The organism is Burkholderia sp. WP42, from assembly GCF_000745665.1.
Taxonomy (GTDB): domain Bacteria; phylum Pseudomonadota; class Gammaproteobacteria; order Burkholderiales; family Burkholderiaceae; genus Burkholderia; species Burkholderia vietnamiensis.
Genome location: NZ_JQJT01000028.1, coordinates 12,748 through 33,042 on the forward strand (window position 1 = coordinate 12,748; position 20,295 = coordinate 33,042).

At 70.1% G+C, this 20,295-nt stretch carries 14 protein-coding genes and 2 riboswitches; of the genes, 9 read left to right on the forward strand and 5 right to left on the reverse strand.

The features are described 5' to 3' along the window. Positions 1-13 precede the first annotated feature (13 nt). Entirely contained in the window at positions 14-1,471 is a 1,458-nt protein-coding gene (gene hydA / locus EX20_RS18670) for a dihydropyrimidinase (RefSeq protein WP_034194336.1), read from the forward strand. 38 nt (positions 1,472-1,509) lie between these two features. On the opposite strand, the gene EX20_RS18675 is transcribed toward hydA, so the two are convergent. From EX20_RS18675 to msrB, 4 genes are all read right to left on the reverse strand, one after another. Next, positions 1,510-2,631 (reverse strand): aromatic ring-hydroxylating oxygenase subunit alpha, encoded by a 1,122-nt coding sequence (locus EX20_RS18675; RefSeq protein ID WP_034194337.1) that lies wholly within the window; start codon positions 2,629-2,631, stop codon positions 1,510-1,512. A 190-nt stretch (positions 2,632-2,821) separates the two neighbouring features. Continuing rightward, the gene (gene msrA / locus EX20_RS18680) at positions 2,822-3,565 is read right to left on the reverse strand and encodes a peptide-methionine (S)-S-oxide reductase MsrA (protein WP_034194338.1); all 744 of its coding nucleotides are present in this window, start codon (positions 3,563-3,565) and stop codon (positions 2,822-2,824) included. Between the two features lie 84 nt (positions 3,566-3,649). Then, positions 3,650-5,518, reverse strand: a complete 1,869-nt coding sequence (locus EX20_RS18685) for a cytochrome c biogenesis protein DipZ (protein ID WP_034194339.1) — start codon at positions 5,516-5,518, stop codon at positions 3,650-3,652. A gap of 37 nt (positions 5,519-5,555) precedes the next feature. Next, the gene (msrB, locus tag EX20_RS18690; protein WP_034194340.1) at positions 5,556-6,086 is read right to left on the reverse strand and encodes a peptide-methionine (R)-S-oxide reductase MsrB; all 531 of its coding nucleotides are present in this window, start codon (positions 6,084-6,086) and stop codon (positions 5,556-5,558) included. 81 nt (positions 6,087-6,167) lie between these two features. On the opposite strand from msrB, the gene EX20_RS18695 reads away from it, so the two are divergent. Further along, positions 6,168-6,521 carry a UTRA domain-containing protein gene (locus tag EX20_RS18695; protein WP_014725534.1) on the forward strand — a complete coding sequence of 118 codons (354 nt, stop codon included), beginning with the start codon at positions 6,168-6,170 and terminating at the stop codon, positions 6,519-6,521. A 66-nt stretch (positions 6,522-6,587) separates the two neighbouring features. On the opposite strand, the gene EX20_RS18700 is transcribed toward EX20_RS18695, so the two are convergent. Then, positions 6,588-7,610, reverse strand: coding sequence for an ABC transporter substrate-binding protein (locus tag EX20_RS18700; protein ID WP_014725535.1), 1,023 nt, complete (start codon positions 7,608-7,610; stop codon positions 6,588-6,590). A 139-nt stretch (positions 7,611-7,749) separates the two neighbouring features. Further along, positions 7,750-7,871, reverse strand: a riboswitch (guanidine-I (ykkC/yxkD leader). A 486-nt stretch (positions 7,872-8,357) separates the two neighbouring features. Continuing rightward, positions 8,358-8,493, forward strand: a riboswitch (guanidine-I (ykkC/yxkD leader). Between the two features lie 57 nt (positions 8,494-8,550). Between EX20_RS18700 and EX20_RS18705 the strand changes: the two genes are divergently transcribed. The 7 genes from EX20_RS18705 to EX20_RS18735 all read left to right on the forward strand — a co-directional run bounded on the left by EX20_RS18705 (position 8,551) and on the right by EX20_RS18735 (position 20,280). Continuing rightward, positions 8,551-9,306 carry an urea amidolyase associated protein UAAP1 gene (locus EX20_RS18705; RefSeq protein WP_014725537.1) on the forward strand — a complete coding sequence of 252 codons (756 nt, stop codon included), beginning with the start codon at positions 8,551-8,553 and terminating at the stop codon, positions 9,304-9,306. A gap of 11 nt (positions 9,307-9,317) precedes the next feature. Further along, positions 9,318-9,974: an urea amidolyase associated protein UAAP2 gene (locus EX20_RS18710; protein WP_014725538.1), complete on the forward strand. Its 657-nt coding sequence runs from the start codon at positions 9,318-9,320 to the stop codon at positions 9,972-9,974. A 151-nt stretch (positions 9,975-10,125) separates the two neighbouring features. Beyond that, complete coding sequence (gene uca / locus EX20_RS18715) at positions 10,126-13,839, forward strand: urea carboxylase (RefSeq protein ID WP_034194380.1); 3,714 nt, start codon at positions 10,126-10,128, stop codon at positions 13,837-13,839. Beyond that, entirely contained in the window at positions 13,836-15,716 is a 1,881-nt protein-coding gene (gene atzF / locus EX20_RS18720) for an allophanate hydrolase (protein WP_034194341.1), read from the forward strand. The genes uca and atzF overlap by 4 nt, the downstream gene beginning before the upstream one ends. 63 nt (positions 15,717-15,779) lie before the next feature. After that, complete coding sequence (locus tag EX20_RS18725; protein WP_034194342.1) at positions 15,780-16,754, forward strand: ABC transporter permease; 975 nt, start codon at positions 15,780-15,782, stop codon at positions 16,752-16,754. Between the two features lie 45 nt (positions 16,755-16,799). Next, the gene (locus EX20_RS18730; RefSeq protein ID WP_034194343.1) at positions 16,800-17,711 is read left to right on the forward strand and encodes an ABC transporter ATP-binding protein; all 912 of its coding nucleotides are present in this window, start codon (positions 16,800-16,802) and stop codon (positions 17,709-17,711) included. A 982-nt stretch (positions 17,712-18,693) separates the two neighbouring features. Further along, entirely contained in the window at positions 18,694-20,280 is a 1,587-nt protein-coding gene (locus EX20_RS18735; protein ID WP_034194344.1) for an acetolactate synthase large subunit, read from the forward strand. The last annotated feature ends 15 nt before the right edge of the window (positions 20,281-20,295 follow it).

Here is a 20,295-nt window from a genome sequence, read left to right on the forward strand (position 1 = left end):
AGGAGGCATCGAAATGGCAATCCTGATTCGCGGCGGCACGGTGGTGGATGCGGAGCGCACCTATCGCGCGGACGTGCTGTGCGCCGACCCGCAGGACGGCGGCACGATCCTGCAGATCGCGGAGAAGATCGACGCGCCGGCGGGTGCGGCGGTCGTCGACGCACACGACCAGTACGTGATGCCGGGCGGCATCGATCCGCATACGCACATGGAGCTGCCGTTCATGGGCACGACGGCCAGCGACGATTTCTACTCGGGCACGGCCGCCGGGCTGGCGGGCGGCACGACGAGCATCATCGACTTCGTGATCCCGAGCCCGAGGCAGCCGCTGATGGACGCGTTTCACCAATGGCGCGGCTGGGCCGAGAAGGCGGCGGCCGATTACGGCTTCCACGTGGCCGTCACGTGGTGGGACGAATCCGTGCATCGCGACATGGGCACGCTCGTGAACGAGCACGGCGTGTCGAGCTTCAAGCACTTCATGGCGTACAAGAACGCGATCATGGCCGACGACGAGATCCTCGTGAACAGCTTCTCGCGTTCGCTCGAGCTGGGCGCGCTGCCGACCGTGCACGCGGAGAACGGCGAGCTCGTGTTCCGGCTGCAGCAGGCGCTGCTCGCGCGCGGGATGACGGGGCCGGAGGCGCATCCGTTGTCGCGGCCGCCGGAAGTGGAGGGCGAGGCCGCGAACCGCGCGATCCGCATCGCGCAGGTGCTGGGCGTGCCGGTGTACATCGTCCATGTGTCGGCGAAGGATGCGGTCGATGCGATCGCGCGGGCGCGCAGCGAAGGGCTGCGCGTGTTCGGCGAAGTGCTGCCGGGCCATCTGGTGATCGACGAGGCCGTCTATCGCGACCCGGACTGGACGCGCGCGGCCGCCCACGTGATGAGCCCGCCGTTTCGCTCGGCCGAGCATCGCGAGGCGCTGTGGCGCGGGCTGCAGGCCGGGCAGCTGCATACGACGGCGACCGACCATTGCGTGTTCTGCGCGTCGCAGAAGGCGATGGGCCGCGACGACTTCACGAAGATCCCGAACGGCTGCGGCGGCGTCGAGGACCGCATGTCGGTGCTGTGGCATCACGGTGTGAACCGCGGGCGCATCACGCCGAACGAATTCGTGCGGATCACGTCGACCAACGCCGCGCAGATCTTCAACCTGCACCCGCGCAAGGGCGCGGTGCAGGTGGGCGCCGACGCCGATCTGGTCGTATGGGATCCGGCCGCGACGAAGACGATCTCGGTGAAGACCCATCACCAGCAGGTCGACTTCAACGTGTTCGAGGGCATGACCGTGCAAGGCGTGGCGACGCACACGCTCACGCGCGGCGCGCTCGCCTGGGCCGACGGCGACCTGCGCGCGCAGCGCGGTGCGGGGCGTTATCTGAAGCGGCCGCCCGCGGCCTCGTATTACGAGGCCACGCGCATCGCCAACCGGCTGCGCGAACCGCATCCGGTCGAGCGCAGCCGATAAGCACGTGGGAGGCCGAGGGCGAACCTCGGCGGCGACGCTCAGCGAGCGTCGCTCGTGCTCGCGTCGCGGATCGGGATCACCGTGCGCGCGCCGCACTGGCGCAGCAGGTCGCGCAGTTCGTTGATGACCGGAAACACCTCGTGGTTCCAGTCGGCGCCCTGGCGGTCGTGCGCTTCCTGCTCGCGCTCGACGATCCAGCGATCCTCGCGGAAGATCCGTTCGGTGAACCACACGAGCAGCGGCCATGCGAGATCGAGCGCGAACGGAATGCCCGGCTTGTGGATCGACAGCAACCCGAACGTGCGATTGGTGCGTTGCTCGGCATCGAGCGGCACGTAGACGATCCACAGGTCCATCACGAGCGTGCCTTCGCTCGAACGGATCTGCAGCGTCTGATACGGGTAGCCGGTGCGCACCGTCATCACGCTCTTGTCGGCCTGATCGCCGGGCTTCTTGCTCGAGCCGAACACGAGCGCCTCGCCGACCGGCTGTTTGCCTTCCATCCGCGCGAACGTGTAGTCGACCTCGACCCAGTCGTCGCCGCGACGGCGGCCGACCGAGCGTGCGCGCATCTGGCCCATCTGCTTGCGATGCAGGAACTGATGGTTCATGTCCATCAGGTTCTCGTGCATGAACGAGTAGTGGCACTTGACCTCGCGGCCGAAGCGGCGCGTCTTGTATGCGGGATTGTCGGCCGATTCGAGCGCGGGCACCGGGCGTTCGTCCGCCAGCGTCGTATCGCCGGGGAATACGAAGATCACGCCGTGCGTCTCGCGGCATGGATACGCGCGCACGCCGTTGGGCAGGCGTTCGCGGCCGAGATACGGCACGTCGACGCAGCGGCCGCTGTCGCACGCGTAGGTCCAGCCGTGGTAACAGCAGCGCAGCGTTTCGCCGTCGACGACGCCCGCGTGCAGCGGCACCTGGCGGTGCGCGCAACGATCTTCGAGTGCATACACGGCGCCGGACTCGGTGCGTACGAGCACGATCGGATCGCCGGCGAAGCGCACGCCGAGCGTCTTGCCGCGTTTGAGCTCGCGCGACCATGCGAGCGGATACCAGTGATCGGGATGGATCGGCACACGGCGCAGGTCGCGCACGACCGCTTCGGTGGCCGGTTGTTCGAGGGTGCTGCTGTCAGACAAAGGCACTGCGCGCATGCGTGACGCCTCCTGGCTGGCTGTTGCATTTCGGGCGCCGCAGGTTGCGGCGGCGATCTGTAACGGAGAAGTCTACGCGAAGTTGACGCGCGAAGCTGAACCGATGCGGGTTTGTCCGGCCGGCGCGCCAGGCGTTTCGTTGATGCAGCGCAATCCGGGCCGCGGTGCGCGCCACGTGGCGCGCGGCGTGTCAGCGTCGCGCGTCGTGCCACAGCACCGCATCGGCGCGATACAACGCGGGGAAGCGCTGCTTCAGCGCGGCGACCTTCGGCAGATCGTTGAACGCGATGTACGGTGCGTCGGGATGCAGCTCGAGGTAGTTCTGGTGATAGTCCTCGGCCGGATAGAAGCCCTGGTACGGCTCGACGCGCGTGACGACGGGCGCCGCGAACGTGTGTGCGGCGCCGAGCTGCGCGATGTACGCGGTCGCGACCGCGCGCTGCTGCGCGTTGGTCGGAAAGATCGCGGACCGGTACTGCGGTCCTTCGTCGGGGCCCTGGCGATTCAGTTCGGTAGGATCGTGCGCCACCGAGAAGAACAGTTGCAGCAGGCGGCCGTAGCTGACCTGCGCCGGATCGTAGACGATGCGCACCGACTCGGCATGGCCCGTGAGGCCCGAGCCGACCAGCGCGTAGTGCGCGGCTTCGGATGCGCCGCCTGCGTAGCCGGCCGTGACCTGCTTCACGCCCTTCACGTGCTCGAACACGCCCTGCACGCCCCAGAAGCAGCCGCCGGCAAGGACGGCCGTTTCGTCGTGCGATGCACCGGGCGTTTCGTCGAGCGCCGGCGCGGGTGCGTTGCGGATCGGCTCAGCGGCGCGCACGACGCGCTGATAGCCGAAGACGGCGGCGGCCGCCAGCGCGAGCGCAGCGAGGCGGCGCAGCAGCGCCGCGCGCCGCGGTGCCACGGAAATACGCGTGGATGTCGGGATCATCGATTGCTCCTTCGAGATGCTGTGTGGAATGACGAGAACGGCGCGCGCGTTGCGTTCGCAACGGCGGCGGCGCGAATGCGACGCTCAACCGAACGTGAATGCATACGCATCGACGCCGGGATCGAGAAACTCGATCGAGAACGTGCGATCGACGATCACACCCGGCTGCCGGACGAGCTGGTACAGCCGCTGGCCGCTGACGGTGCCGTAGCCTTGCGCGTCGACGTCCGCGCCATGGGCGGCGCCGGGCGCCGCGCCGTCGAGCGTCACGCGAAAGCGCACCGGTTTGCCGTGCGCGCCGGGACCGAGCACGAGGTGCAGGTCGCGCGCGTGGAAGCGATAGACGATCCGGCCGCCCGGCGCCGCGAGCGTCGCGCGCTCGCCGCCGACCTGCCACGTGCCGGCCACGCCCCAGTCGTTCAGGTCGAGGCGGGACGGTGCATCGTAGCGGTGGGCCGCGTCGCGCACGACGCCGCCCGGCGACGCGAACGCCTGCGCGCGTGCATAGCCGACGTAGGTTTCGGGCGAGTGGACCTCCGGACCGTCGGCCGGCGCGAGCGCGCCTTGTGCCGGTGCGCCGGTGAGCCCGAGCGGCACGTTCAGCGCTTCCGGGTGGCCGGCATCGGCGAGCAGCGCCTGGATCGTGCGTTCCGATTGCGCGTATTCGCCTTCGCCGAAATGGTGATGGCGGATGCGCCCCTGCGCATCGACGAAGTAGTGGGCCGGCCAGTATTCGTTGTCGAACGCACGCCAGATCGCATAGCCGTTGTCGATCGCGACCGGATAGTCGATGCCGAGGTCGTGCACGGCCTTCTTCACGTTGCCGACATTGCGCTCGAATGCGAATTCCGGTGCATGCACGCCGATCACGACGAGCCCGTAGCGCGCATATTTGTGCGCCCACGCGCTGGTGTACGGCAGCGTGCGCAGACAGTTGATGCACGAGTAGGTCCAGAAGTCGACGAGCACGACCTTGCCGCGCAGGCCGGCCGCCGTCAGCGGCGGCGAGTTCAGCCACTGCACGGCGCCGTCGAGCGACGGCAGCGTGCCTTCGACGGGCAGTGCCGCAGCCGCGTGCATTGCGGGCGCGGGATCGGCCGCGCGCATCATCGCGCCGCGCGCGTCCGGCGTGGGCGCCGACGTTGCGGCCATCATCGCGCCGCTGCGGCCGGCGAGTGCGTCGCGGCCGTCGTCCGCGCCCGGCTGGGCCGGCGGTGCGCCGTTCGAGTGGCCGCCGAGGCGCGCGACCAGCTTCGTTTCGAGGCTGCCGGTCGTGACGGTCGACAGTTGCGCGAGCGCGCCCGTATCGGCGCCGAGCGCGATCGCGCCGACGCCGGCCAGCAGCGCGACGCCGATCCCGCGCCGGATCCATTCGCCGGCGCCGAGCGAGCGCTTCATCGCGGCGAACACCTTGCCGCCGATCACGAGCGCGACGGCGAGCGACGTCGCCGCGCCGGCCGCATACGCGACCAGCAGCAGCGTCGTGCCGACGCTCGCGCCGCGCAGCGCGGCGCCGGTCAGCACGAGCCCGAGGATCGGGCCTGCGCACGGCGCCCACAGCAGGCCGGTCGCGACGCCGAGCAGCAACGACGACGCGGGGCCGGCCGCGCGGCCGTCGCGCTGCGCGAGGCCGGTGAGCCGGTTGCCGGCCGCGACGAGCGGGCGCGTCAGGTGTTCGGCGAAGCGCGGCAGCAGCAGCGTCAGGCCGAACAGCGCGAGCAGCACGATCGCGAGCCAGCGGCCGGCCTGGTTGGCCTGTGCGACCCAGCCGCCGCCGACCGCGGCCAGCGTCGCGACGACGGCGAACGTGAGCGCCATGCCGATCAGCAGCGGCAGGCCGGTGCGCACGAACGGCTGGTCGGCGCGCGCGAACACGAACGGCAGCACGGGCAGGATGCACGGGCTCAGGATCGTGAGCACGCCGCCGAGATAGGCGAGGACGATGAGCAACATGGAGCAGTCTCCGGTCGTTCGGGGAAGCCGCGGCCGTTCAGGCGGCGGCCGGGTGGAAGGCGAGCGCGAGCCCGTTCATGCAGTAGCGCAGGCCGGTGGGCGGCGGGCCGTCGTCGAACACGTGGCCGAGATGGCCGCCGCAGCGGCGGCAGTGCACTTCGGTGCGCGCCATCCCGTACGACGCGTCGGCTTCGGTCGCGACCGCGTGGTCGAGCGGCTTCCAGAAGCTCGGCCAGCCGGTATGGCTGTCGAACTTCGTGCTCGACGGAAACAGCGCGAGGTCGCAACCGGCGCATGCGAACGTGCCGCGGCGGTGCTCGCCGTTCAGCGGGCTGCTGTACGGCGGCTCGGTGCCGGCATCGCGCAGCACCGTGTATTGGGCCGGCGTGAGGCGGCGGCGCCATTCGGCTTCGCTGCGGGTAACGTCGAACGACGCGGTGGCGCCGCGTGCGCCGGGCGGCGCGGCGAATGCGCGGCCGACCAGCATGCGGTGGCCTGCCGACGACAGCGCCGCGAGCGCGGCGACGCCGGTGGCGCCGGCGAACAGCAGATGTCTGCGAGTGGGCATGACGGGCTCCTGGAAGCAGGTGCGGGAAACATGCGCACAGAGTAGGCAGCGGGTGGTGTCGAAGTCCTCACGGAAAGTTAAATGAACCGTGATGACGTCGCCTTCGTGCGCGTCGAGCGAAATACCCTTCAGCACGTGGTGATCGCCGAACGACTTGTGGATGTTCTTGACCGACAGCGCAACGGGAGCAGCGGTATTCAGGACTTCACGGTCGACACGCCGAATCACTACATGGTGCGGCTCGCGCCGATCCAGCGCGCCGAGTTCCGCATCTACGCGGAGAAGCCGAACGCGCAGGTGCGTCGCCATCTCGTCATGGAAATCGGCGAACCGTGCCTGCTGTTGAAGCGCCGCACGTGGGTCGGCGAGCACGTCGCCACGTCGGTCACGCTGTGGCATCCGGCGTCGCGGTTTCACCTCGCCGGGACGATGTAGCGATCGGCTTGCCGCGCGCGCGGCGTGGCGGCCTCGTCACTTCGCCACGCGCGCAGCGCGCGACGGTCAGTGCGCGTCGACCAAGCGCGGATCGATATACGTGTCGACGTCCTGCGCTTGCTTGTACACGGCGTTGCGCACGTTGAACGCGTTCGCGTTACGCGTCGAGCCGTAGATCGAATCGAGCCCGTCGCCCTTGCGGAACGCGCGCTTCGCGGCCGCCTCGTCGAGCAGGTGCGTGCCCTTCAGCAGCGGCAGATATTGCTCCGGCTTGAGGCCGACACGCGCCGACATGATCCTGACCGCATCGGCCTGCGTCTTCGGATCGTTGATGTAGGCGACGCAGCGATACCAGACCTTGACGACCTTCGCCCAGTCGGCGCGACGCGCGGCGAGGCTCGCCGGCGCGACCGTGATCGCATCGTAGATCAGCCCCGGCGCATCGGCCGACGTGAAGATCGCCCGCGCGCCCGGTGCGCGCTTCAACGCCTCGCCGGCGTTCGGCTGCCATGCGGCCACCGCGGCGATGTCGGACGACGAACCGAGCACCTGCGGCAGTTCGTTGGTCTTCGCGTTCACGAGCGTGACGTCGCCGTCCTTGAGCCCGTGCTTCTGCAGCGCGGTTTCGAGCAGCAGATGATCGACGAGGCCCAGCTCGACGCCGACCTTCTTGCCTTTCAGCGCCTCGACGGTGCGCACCGGCGGCTTCGCGACGATCATGTCGTTGCCGGCCGAATAGTCGGTCAGCAGGACCATCACGTTCTTCGCGCCGGACGCGCCGGTCACGAGCGCGTCGCCGTTGGTCGCGGCGACCGCGTCGAGCTTGCCCGCGGAGAACGCATCGAGCGACGCCGAATAATCGAACCATTCGAAATCGACGTCGACGCCGGCTTCCTTGAACCAGCCCTTGTCGAGCGCGACCTGGAAGGCGACCCAGCCCGGCCAGTCGCTGTAGCCGATCTTCAGCGGCGCGGCCGCGTGCGCGGCGGGCGCGGCCCACAGCGCGGCGGCCGCGGCGGCGGCCCCCAAGGCATGACGGATGAGACGGAAGGACGGCAGGCGGCGCAACGCCGAGGCGGGACGGGTCATCGTTGTTCTCCAGGAGACCGGGATCGGGATCGTCGATACGGATCGTGTGCGAGCACACGGTCCGGCTGCGTGACCGGTTCCTGCGGATGCGGAACGGACGGGCGGCCACGGAGAGGCGCGACGGCCGTTGCCATCGCCAATCTCCCGGGCTTTTGTCCCGCCGTGTAGCGCGAGGGCGTCCGCTTTCGTGATCGGACGCCCGCGCGCCGGGCTGCTCTCGGACCAGACGTTCGATGAACCGGAACCCTAGCGACCCTAAGATGCGACACCGCCGCACCTCTCGGCGTCATGTCGAGCGAGAAGCGTGCCAATCGATGCCGATCGGTGTCGGTCGCGCGCGGTGGCACTCGGCCGTGCGACTCAACGGCGTCGCACGCTGCGCTGAAGTTCGATGAAGCGCGCGGCGAACAGCGCGCTCAGGGCGCGCCGGAGCAGGTCGAGCTTGTTCATGAAGGAGTGGATGGCGAGTGGCGTCGCTGCGATTTTCAGCAATGCCCATGCCATTGGGCATCGCGCGGCCCGCGCACGTGAAGCGCAGGCGGGGCGCACTGAGCCGGTGCGCCGGCGCGTGCGCATGGTGCGCCGCACGCCCGCCGCGAGGGCAAGCGTTTGCCGGGCTGCTCGAGCATGCCGCCACGTCGTCGCGCCGTCGCAGGCTGCGGTGCGGGCGCCGGGCGGTCCTCATGCATCGGCTGGCACGCAACTCGCTTCATCGACACCCGAGAGGTGCGAAGCAATTTGCATCATCTTCAGGATCGCTAGGGTTCCGGTCGTGTGGCGCAGGCGCGCCGCGCGATGTCTGGTCCGAGAGCAATCCGGTCTTGCCTTCGCCTCGACGAGAGGAAACGGCGAGGCTCCACGGAGGGATAAAAGCCCGGGAGGTCGCGATGTCGTTCGGTCGCCCTCTCACGCCCTTTGTCCAACCGACCCCGGAGCCGTCATGTCGCCGAGCCCCCAAGCCGTTCTCGCCCCGCCGCCACACATCGCGTGGGAAGCCTTGATTCCCGCCGGAACCCACTGGTCCGGCATCCTGCGCCGCGGCCTCGCGCTGCGCATCGTCGATATCGAAGGCGGCGCGAACCTGTCCGCCGTCTTTCATCGCCAGGAAGATCTGCTCGAACGCTACAACATGGCCGATACGCTGAAGGCGCAGCACACCGCGCATCTGACGCGCGGTCATGCGCTGTACACGGACATGGGACGCGTGATCGCGTCGATCACGGCCGACACGCTGGGCTGGCACGACCCGCTCGGCGGCGTCGGCGACGCGCGGCTCTTTGCGAGCAAGTACGGCACGACGTCGTATCAGGCCGCGCGCAACGCGATGGTCCGCAACGGCCGCGACAGCCTCGTGCTCGAGCTCGCGAAATACGGCTTGTCGGCGCGCGACCTCGCCGCGAACGTCAACTTCTTCAGCAGGCTCGACACCGGCGACGACGGCGCGCTCGATTTCGTCGTCGGACATTCGCCGGCCGGCAGCACGCTCGACCTGCGCTTCGAGATGAACACGCTCGCGGCGTTCTCGACCGCGCCGCATCCGCTCGACCCGCGCGCCGACTATGCGCCGAAGCCCGTGAAGCTGATCGCCTACCGCGCGTATCCGGCCGACGGCGCGGCGCCCGACGACGACCCGTGCCGGTGCGCCTGCGCGGAAAACACGCGCGGCTTCGCCAACACCGACCGTCTGTTCGCCTAAGGAGCGCCGCCATGCCGATCATCGAAAGCCGTCTCGACCCGCGCGACGCGATCCACGACACCACGCTGCCCGCGGGCGAACCGTGGCTGCACGACCTGAAGCGCGGCCAGATCTTCCGGATCCTCGACCTCGAAGGCAACCAGGCCGTCGACACGCTGTTCTACCGCACCGACGACACCGACGAGCGCTATAGCGCGCAGGACACGATCCGCGCGCAGCGCAACCTGTACCTGAGCGCCGGCAGCGTGCTGCTGTCGAGCCGCGGCAACCCGATGGCGACGATCGTCGCCGACACCTGCGGGCGCCACGACACGCTCGGCGGCGCGTGCGCGGCGGAGAGCAACAGCGTGCGCTACGCGCTCGACAAGCGCTACATGCACAACTGCCGCGACAGCTTCCTCAACGCGATCACGCACTGCGCGTGCGGTGCCGGCGCAAGGCTCACGAAGCGCGACCTCGTCGGCAACGTCAACTTCTTCATGAACGTGCCCGTCACGCCGAGCGGCGGGCTCACGTTCGAGGACGGCATCTCGGCGCCCGGCAAGTACGTCGAGATGCGCGCGGAGATGGACGTCACGGTGCTGATCTCGAATTGCCCGCAACTGAACAATCCGTGCAACGGCTACAACCCGACGCCGGTGCGCCTGCTCGTCTGGGAGGCCCGATGAACGGCCTGCACGCTTACGATCGTTCGCCGCGCGCCGAGCGGGCGGCTGCTGACCGCGGCTGGCTTTGCGACGCCGGCCCGGCAATCGCGCGCGCAGCGATGCGCGGCGCATGTCGCGCTACGCTCATCGGCGCCGCCGCGCGGGAGGCAACATGAGATTCGCCAAAGTCCTCGTCGCGAACCGCGGCGAAATCGCGTGCCGCGTGATCCGGACGCTGAAGCGCCTCGGCATCGCGTCCGTCGCGATCTATTCCGATGCCGATCGCGACGCGCGCCACGTGGCGCTCGCCGACGAAGCGGTACGCGTCGGCCCCGCGCCGGCCGCCGACAGCTATCTGAACGTCGCGGCGATCCTCGCGGCCGCGCAGGCAACCGGCGCGCAGGCCGTGCATCCCGGCTACGGCTTCCTGTCCGAGCATGCGGGCTTCGCCGATGCGTGCGAGGCGGCCGGCCTGCGTTTCATCGGCCCGCGCGGCGAGCACATGCGCGCGTTCGGCCTCAAGCACACCGCGCGCGAGCTTGCCGCCGCGCACGGCGTCGCGCTGCTGCCCGGCACGGGGCTGCTCGGCGACATCGCGGCGGCGCTCGCCGCAGCCGACGCGATCGGCTATCCGGTGATGCTCAAGAGCACGGCCGGCGGCGGCGGGATCGGCATGTCGCTGTGCCGCGATGCGGCGCAGCTCGACGCCGCGTTCGACTCCGTCGTGAGGCTCGGCAACGCGAACTTCGCGCATGCGGGCGTCTATCTGGAGAAGTTCGTCGAGCATGCGCGGCACATCGAAGTGCAGATTTTCGGCGACGGCCGCGGCGGCGCGATCGCGCTCGGCGAGCGCGATTGCTCGGTGCAGCGGCGCAACCAGAAGGTGATCGAGGAAACGCCCGCGCCCGACCTGACCGCCGCCGAACGCGACGCGCTGCACGCGAGCGCGGTGCGGCTCGCGCGCGCGGTCGGCTACGCGTCGGCCGGCACGGTCGAGTTCGTGTTCGACGCGAACGCGCGGCGCTTCTATTTTCTCGAGGTCAACACGCGCTTGCAGGTCGAGCATTGCGTGACCGAAGCGGTGATGGGCATCGATCTCGTCGAATGGATGATCCTGCAGGCCGAAGGCGACCTGCCGCCGCTCGACACGCTCGCCGTCGCGCCGCGCGGCGCGAGCATCCAGGTGCGGCTCTACGCGGAGGACCCGAACAAGCAGTTCCAGCCGAGCGCGGGGCTGCTCACGCACGTCGCGTTTCCCGACGACGTGCGCGTCGACGGCTGGATCGAGGCGGGCACGGAGATCAGCGCGCATTACGATCCGCTGCTCGCGAAACTGATCGTGCGCGGCGACACGCGCCGCGATGCGCTGGCCGCGCTGCAGGCCGCGCTGGCGCGCACCGAGCTGTACGGGATCGAGACCAACCTCGACTACCTGCGCGCGATCGCCGGCTCGGACACGTTCGCGCGCGGCGCGCCGACGACCGCGTTCCTGCAGCGCTTCGCGTTCGCGCCGCATACGATCGACGTGCTCGACGGCGGCGTGCAGACCACCGTGCAGCAGGCGCCGGGGCGCGTCGGCTACTGGAGCGTCGGCGTGCCGCCGTCGGGGCCGATGGACGATCGCGCGTTCGACCTCGCGAACGCGCTGCTCGGCAACCCGCGCGACGCCGCCGGGCTCGAATTCACGATGGTCGGCGCGACGCTGCGCTTCAACACGGCGACGCTGTTCGTGCTCGGCGGCGCGCCGCTCGAAGCGACCCTCGACGGCGAGCCTGCGCCGTTCTGGCAGGTGTTGCGCGCACGGCCGGGCGCGGTGCTGAAGCTCGGCGGCGTGACCGGCGCGGGCGTGCGCGCATGCCTCGCGGTGAAAGGCGGGCTGCAGGTGCCCGACTATCTCGGCAGCAAGGCGACCTTCACGCTCGGCCAGTTCGGCGGCCACGCGGGGCGCGCGCTGCGCCGCGGCGACGTGCTGCACCTGCACGCCGACGCCGCGCGCGGCGACGCCGGTGCGACGCTGCCCGCCGCCGAGATTCCCGCGCTCACGCATGCGTGGACGCTCGGCGTGCTCGACGGTCCGCACGGTGCGCCGGACTTCTTCACGCCGGACGACATCGCGATGCTCTACGGCACGCAATGGACGGTTCACTACAACTCTAGCCGCACCGGCGTGCGGCTGATCGGCCCGAAGCCGCAATGGGCGCGGGCCGACGGCGGCGAGGCCGGCCTGCATCCGTCGAACATCCACGACAACGCATACGCGATCGGCGCCGTCGATTTCACCGGCGACATGCCGGTGATCCTCGGCCCGGACGGGCCGAGCCTCGGCGGCTTCGTGTGTCCGGTCACGGTCGTGCGCGACGAGCTGTGGAAGCTCGGCCAGCTGCGGCCGGGCGATACCGTGCAGTTCGTGCGCGTGGCGGCGGGCGTGGTGCCGGCGTTGCCGGGTGGGGCGGCCGACGGCGCTACAGCCTCGAATACAGCCGAAAAAGATGCGGCCGCGAGTAGTGCGACGCACCCCCCCGCCACGGCCCCGGCCGCCGCGCTCGCGCCCGCCGCGCCGGCCGTCGTAACCGGCTCGACCGCCGAGCCCAGCGAGCCCGGCGACTGCATACTGGCGCGCGACGCATCGGCCGGCGGCGGCATCGGCGTCGTCTACCGGCGCTCCGGCGATCGCAACGTGCTCGTCGAATACGGGCCGCTCGTGCTCGACCTGAACCTGCGTTTTCGCGTGCATGCGCTGATGTGCTGGCTCGACGCGCATCGTCTGCCCGGCATGCTCGACCTGACGCCGGGCATCCGTTCGCTGCAGGTGCAGTTCGACCCGCGCACGCTGCCGCTCGATGCGCTGCTCGCGCATCTGCAGGCCGCCGAGCGCGAACTGCCCGACGTGACCGACATGCGCGTGCCGAACCGCATCGTGCATCTGCCGCTGTCGTGGGACGATCCGTCGACCCGCATCGCGATCGAGCGCTACATGCAATCGGTGCGGCCCGATGCGCCGTGGTGCCCGAGCAATATCGAGTTCATCCGGCGCATCAACGGCCTCGCCCACATCGACGACGTGAAGCGCATCGTGTTCGACGCGCGCTATCTGGTGATGGGGCTCGGCGACGTCTATCTCGGCGCGCCCGTCGCGACGCCGATCGACCCGCGGCACCGGCTCGTGACCACCAAATACAACCCCGCACGCACGTGGACGCCCGAGAATGCGGTCGGCATCGGCGGCGCGTACCTGTGCGTGTACGGGATGGAAGGGCCGGGCGGCTACCAGTTCGTCGGCCGCACGGTGCAGATGTGGAACCGCCATCGGACCACGCGCGAATTCGAGGCCGGCAAGCCGTGGCTGCTGCGCTTCTTCGACGAGATTCGCTTCTACGAAGTGAGCGAAGCGGAGCTGAGTGCGCTGCGCGCGGATTTCATCGCGGGCCGCGCGGCGCTGAAGATCGAGGAATCGGTATTCGACCTGCGCGCATACAACGGCTTCCTGCGCGACGAGGCCGATTCGATCGCCGCGTTCAAGGCCTCGCAGCAGGCTGCGTTCGACGCGGAGCGCGAGCGCTGGCGCGCGGCCGGGCATGCGGAATACGTCGGCGACGCCGAGCCGGGCGACGCGCAAACGGCGCGCGCCGCGGGCGCGCTCGACGCCACGCAGCGCGCGATTGCGGCGGACGTGTCGGGCAGCGTCTGGAAGGTGCTGGTCGAAGCCGGCGAGCGCGTGATCGAAGGTCAGGTCGTCGCGATCGTCGAGTCGATGAAGATGGAGGTGGCGGTGACGGCAACGGAAAGCGGCACGATCGAGACGATCGATTGCGCGCCGGGCGCGGCGGTGGTGGCCGGGCAGCGGCTGATGGTGATGAAGGCGGGCGCCGCCGAGGAGGTCGCATGAGCACGACGCAACGTTCGATTCTGCCGGGGCTGCATTCGATCGCCGAGCTGCGCGCGCGCTATGCGGCGGGCGAGCTGACGCCGCATGCGCTCGTCGAGGCGATCGCCGCGCATTTCGACGCGGGCGATCCGCACCATGCGTGGATCAGGCCGCTCACGCTCGCGGAGATGAGCGAGTATGCGCATGCGCTCGCCGCGCGCGAGCCCGCATCGTTGCCGCTTTACGGCGTGCCGTTCGCGATCAAGGACAACATCGACCTCGCCGGCATCCCGACCACGGCCGGCTGTCCGGCCTATGCGTATACGCCCGAACGCAGCGCGCCGGTCGTCGCGCGGCTGATCGCGGCCGGCGCGATTCCGATCGGCAAGACCAATCTCGACCAGTTCGCGACGGGGTTGTCGGGGCAGCGCTCGCCTTACGGCGCGTGCCGCAATGCGCTCGACCCGCGCTACGCGTCGGGCGGCTCGAGCTCCGGCTCGGCGGTGGCCGTCGCGCTCGGCGTCGCAACGTTCTCGCTCGGCACCGACACGGCCGGCTCGGGCCGCGTGCCGGCCGCGTTCCACGGGCTCGTCGGGCTCAAGCCGACGCGCGGCGTGTTGAGCACGCTCGGCGTCGTGCCTGCCTGCCGCTCGCTCGATTGCGTATCGGTGTTCGCCCGTTCGCCGGCCGATGCGCGCGCGGTGTTCGACGTCGCGCAGGGCGTCGCCGAGCGCGATCCGTATGGGCGCGCATGGCAGCCGCTGCTCGACACGCATGGCGTGTGCGCGCGGCCGGCGCCGCCGCTCGGGCAACTGCGCTTCGGCGTGCCGCGCGCCGATCAGCTCGAGTTCTACGGCGACGCATCGTATCGCGCCGCCTGGGACGCAGCGCTCGCACGATTGCGCGCGACCGGCGCGCGGGTCGTCGAGATCGACTTCGGCCCGTTTCTGTCCGCCGCGCGGCTGCTGTACGGCGGCCCGTGGGTGGCCGAACGCGTCGCCGCGATCGGCGCGTTTGCCGCGCGACAGCCCGATGCGCTGCATCCGGTGATCCGCGAAATCCTCGGCGGCGCCTCGCGCTTCAGCGCGGCCGATGCGTTCGCGGCGTTCGACCAGCTCGCGACGCTGCGCGTCGACGCGGCTGCCGCGTGGGAAGGGCTCGACGCGATCGCGATGCCGACCTCGCCGACGACCGCGACCGTCGACGCGCTCGAAGCCGATCCGATCGCGATCAACTCGCGCTTCGGCTACTACACGAACTTCGTGAACCTGCTCGATCTGTCGGCGATCGCGGTGCCTGCCGGCACCTGCGAGACCGGGCCGCATGCGGGCCTGCCGTTCGGGATCACGTTCGTCGGCCGCGCGCACGACGACGCGCGCCTGCTCGATCTCGCGCAGGCGTGGGGCGACGGCGTCGGTCACGCCGACGGTGCGGTCGCTGCGGCGTCGGCGGCTGCGTCGATGGCCGCAAATCGCGCCTGCGCCGGCTTCGTGCGCGTGGCCGTCGTCGGTGCGCATCTGCGCGGCGAGCCGCTGAACGGCGAGCTCACGCAGCGCGGCGCACGCTTCGTCGCCGAGACCACGACCGCGCCCGCCTATCGCCTGTACGCGCTGTCCGCCGCGACCAGCGGCGGCGTCGCGAAACCGGGCCTCGTGCGCGTGCCGGCCGGCGGCGCGCCGATCGCGGTGGAGGTCTGGGAGATGCCGGTCGACGCGTACGGCAGCTTCGTCGCCGGCATCGCGGCGCCGCTCGGCATCGGCACGCTGACGCTCGCGGACGGCGCGACGGTGCAGGGCTTCGTCTGCGAAAGCGCGGCGCTCGACGATGCGCAGGACATCACGCGCTTCGGCGGCTGGCGCGCGTATCGCGCGCAGGCCGCGAGCCGCGCGCTGCAATGAACGTCCGGTCGCGCGGGGCTGCGGCCTGCGCGCGACCGGCACCCAAACGATACGGAGATTTCCATGTCAACGACCCGCAATACGACCGGATGGCTCGCCGTGCGCCGCGAACTGACGACGCGCGGCAAGTGGACGCTCGGCATCGCGTCCTTCCTGCTGCCGTTCGCCGTCTGGTGCCTGGTCAGCTACGTGCCGTTCATTTGGCATCCGCAAATGCGCATCACGAATCCCGGCAGCGTCGACTATTTCCAGACCGGCATGCAGATCGACCGCGACGTGTTCGACGACGAGCTCGCGCATGCGCGCGCCACGCACGCGGCCGTGCCGGAGGGCGTGCGCGCGAATCCGGTGTACCTGCCGGCGCCGCATCAGGTGCTGCGCGCGTTCTATACCGCGTTCACGACGCCGCCCGCGTCGCGCGACGGCGTGTGGCTGCACGAGAGCCTGTGGCACAGCATCCGGATCATCTTCTGGGGCTTCGTGATCTCGTCGGCGATCGGCGTGCCGCTCGGCATCGTGTGCGGCACGTTCAGCGCGCTCGCGCGGCTGCAGGAGCCGTTCCTCGAATTCTTCCGCTACCTGCCGGCCCCGGCGTTCGGCGCGCTGATGGTCGCGATCCTCGGCATCTACGACGCGCCGAAGATCGCCATCATCGTGATCGGTACGCTGTTCCAGCAGGTGCTGATCGTCGCGAACACCACGCGCAAGCTCGAATACGGGCTGTTCGAGGCCGCGATGACGCTCGGCACCAACAAGCTGAAGCTGCTCACGCACGTCGTGATTCCGGGCGTGCTGCCCGACCTGTATCGCGACCAGCGCATCCTGCTCGGCTGGGCGTGGACCTATCTGATCGTCGCGGAGCTCGTCGGCACCAGCTCGGGCATCACCTGGTACATCAGCCAGCAGGCGCGCTACCAGCATTTCGACAACGTCTACGCGGCGATCCTGATGATCGGGATCATCGGCGTCGGCACCGACCTCGTGCTCGGCGCGCTCGGCCGCCGGCTGTTTCCGTGGGACCGCACGCTCAAAGCGTGACGCCCGCTCGCGCATAACCATCGACCGATCGTTGCAGAGGCCATCATGCAGAACCCGCAAGCCGTTCCCGATTACCTGATTCAATCCGACGCGGTGCGCGAGCGCTTCGCGCGGCTCAAGGCCCGCGACGTGATCCTCGACGTGCGGCACGTCGGCAAGCGTTTCGCGACGCCGCAGGGCGAGTGCGTCGCGCTCGACGACATCAGCTTCCGCACGCACCGGCGCGAGTTCGTCTGCGTGATCGGCCCGTCGGGCTGCGGCAAGTCGACGTTGATCCGCATCCTGGCCGGGCTCGACACGCAGACGAGCGGTGAGGTGCTGCTCGACGGCAAGCCGGTGCAGGGGCCGGGCGCCGATCGCGGGATGGTGTTTCAGGGCTACACGCTGTTTCCGTGGCTCACCGTGAAGAAGAACGTGATGTTCGGCCTGCGGATGAACGGCAGCAGCAGCGGCGAGGCCGAGCGCGAGGCGCTGCAGTGGCTCGATCTGGTCGGGCTCACGCGCTTCGCCGACGTGTATCCGCACCAGCTGTCGGGCGGGATGAAGCAGCGCGTCGCGATCGCGCGCTCGCTCGCGAACCGCCCGCGCATCCTGCTGATGGACGAGCCGTTCGGCGCGCTCGACGCGCAGACGCGCGCGAAGATGCAGGCGCATCTGCTCGACATCTGGCGCAACATCGACGTGACGATTCTGTTCATCACGCACGATCTCGACGAGGCGATCCTGCTGGCCGACCGGATTCTCGTGCTGAAGGCGAATCCGGGCTCGGTGCACGAGTTGATCGAGGTGCCGGTGCCGCGGCCGCGCGACGGCTCGCAGGTCAATACGCCGGAGTTCGTCGCGACGAAGGCGCGGCTCGACGCGCTGATCCATCCGAAGGAAGCCGCACCGGCGGACGACGACGGCGTCAGGCCGCACATGATTCGGATGACCGACGTGGCGGATAACGTCGAGTAGCGGTTCGATTCGTGGCGGGTGCGTGGCGTCGGCTTGCGGGCGTGGTTTGTACACGCGGCGGGGACGATCACGCTTTCGCGATGAACGCGGGCGGGTTCGGATAGCAACGCGTCGCCGCGTCGGAATGGCCGGGTCGTCCGCAAGGCGATGGCCATGTGTCTCGTGCTGCTCGACGGTCAGCCGGTGCACCGTCGCGCGCTCGGCGCGACGCGTGCTATCGCGACGTTCGCGACGCCGATGTCGGCACGCTGACAGGCGCAACGCGAGCCGCCCACCGGGCGGCGCGTTCGAGTTGCGCCCGCGCCGAACGCGGCCGCGAGATGGTCGCCGATCGACAAGCCGCGCCCGCCCCAATACAACGAGCGGCACGGGCACCGCAGGCGTACCGCGCGCATTGAACCAAGACCGCGAACGGCGAACACCGATGCGACGGGTCGATGACTTCGCCTCAGAGATTGCGAGTCGTCCACCGTCGCGCGTGCGGCCGGCGCAAGCGACGGCGTCGGCCGCACGCCGTAGCCGTTGCCGTTGCCGTCAACAAGCCGAACGTTCGGCGTAACGCGTTGACCGGCTCGGCGAGTGCCGAGTGCTCGGCGCCGCTCACATTGCCCTTCTCGCGCACGCTGATGCGAGTGCGGGCTTCCCTCTCTCCATCGTTCGATCGGTCGCGATTCGTCTTTACCCCTGGCGCGGCCCGCGCGTCCGTCCATCAATGAGCCTCCTCAGCGCGCGAGCGAACACGCCGGCAAGCGGCGCCGCGTCGAACGCGACGCCGTTTCCATAAATACCGAAATACGGGAATTCGCGATGTGTCGCAGCGTGGCGGGCGACGGCCGGACAGCAACCTGAACAGCAGAGGTTCGCGATTTCACCGGGTAAACGCGAATCCGTTCAGCCGCCGTTGTCAATAGCGATAGTTTGACAAATCCCGTATTTCGGGATTAAAGTGAATTACACTTCGTCACTTACCCAGAGCCGCCGAATGGAAATCCCACACCTGGACACCGATGCCCGAACCCGCGATGGCGCGAGCATCGTGCTCGAAACGGCGCGCGAGCGCGGCGTCGACGTCTGTTTCGCGAATCCCGGCACGACGGAAATGCCGTTCGTCGTCGCGCTCGATCGCGTGGCGGGCGTGCGTCCGATCCTGGGGCTGTTCGAGGGCGTCTGCACGGGCGCCGCGGACGGTTACGGCCGGATGGCCGGCAAGCCCGCGATGACGCTGCTGCACCTCGGGCCGGGCCACGCGAACGGCATCGCCAACCTTCACAACGCCCGCCGTGCCCGCACGCCGATCCTGAACATCGTCGGCGATCACGCGCGCGCGCATCTGAAATACGACGCGCCGCTCACCTCCGACATCGAATCGCTCGCGCGGCCGGTGTCGGTCTGGTATCGCAGCGTCGCGCATGCCGACGATCTGGCGCGCGACACCGCCGCCGCGATCGCGGCAGCGACCGCGGCGGCCTCGGGCGTTGCGACGCTGGTGCTGCCGGTCGATCTGCAGTCGGCGGCCGTGAACGAAACCGCATCGCAGCCGCGTGCGCAGGCCGCACCGGCCGTGCCCGCATTCGACGCGGCCCGGCTCGCGCGGGTCGCGGACCTGTTGCGCACTGGCGTGCCCGCGGTGCTGCTGCTGGGCGCCCGCGCGCTGTCCGCGCGCGGCCAGAAGGCGGCGGCGCGGGTTGCGGCGGCCACCGGCGCGGCCTGTTTCGGCGAAACCTTTCCCGCCCGCGCGGAGCGCGGCGGCGGCCTGCCGGACATCGACCGGCTGCCGTACTTTCCCGAGCCGGCGCGCGCGGCCCTCGCCGGGCGCAAGGTCGTGCTCGCCGGCGCGCTCGCGCCCGTCACGTACTTCGCATACGAAGGCATCCCGGGCGAGCTCGCGCCGCCCGAGGACCTCGTCACGCTGGCCGATCCTGGCGAGGCGGCCGACGCGGCGCTGGAAGCGCTCGCCGAAGCCGTCGGCGCGACGGCCGACGTCGACGGCGTGCGCGTCGCACGCTGGAACGTCGAAGCCGGCCCGCTGACGCCGCAGACGGCCGGGCGCGTGCTGGCCGACGCGCTGCCGGACGACGCGATCGTGTCGATCGAAGGCGGCACCTGCGGCTATCCGTTCGTGACGGCGTCGGCGCGCGCGCGCCGGCACACGATCCTCACGAACACCGGCGGGGCGATCGGCCAGGGGCTGCCGGTCGCGCTCGGCGCCGCCGTCGCATGCCCGGCGCGCCGCGTGTTCGCGCTGCAATCCGACGGCAGCGCGCAGTACACGATCCAGGCGCTGTGGACGATGGCGCGCGAGCGTCTGCCGATCGTGATGCTGATCGCATCGAACCGGCGCTACGCGATCCTGCAGACGGAACTCGCGCGCAACGGCCAGCCGGCCGACACGCCGCACGCGAGCCGGCTGACGCTGCTGGACGATCCGCCGATCGACTGGCTCGCGCTGTCGGCCGGCTACGGCGTGCCGGCCGAGCGCGTGAGCACGACGCAGGCGCTGTCGCGCGCGCTGGACGACGCGCTCGCGCACACCGACGGGCCGCGCCTCATCGAGATGTGCCTCGCCTAAGCGGGCGCTTGCCCG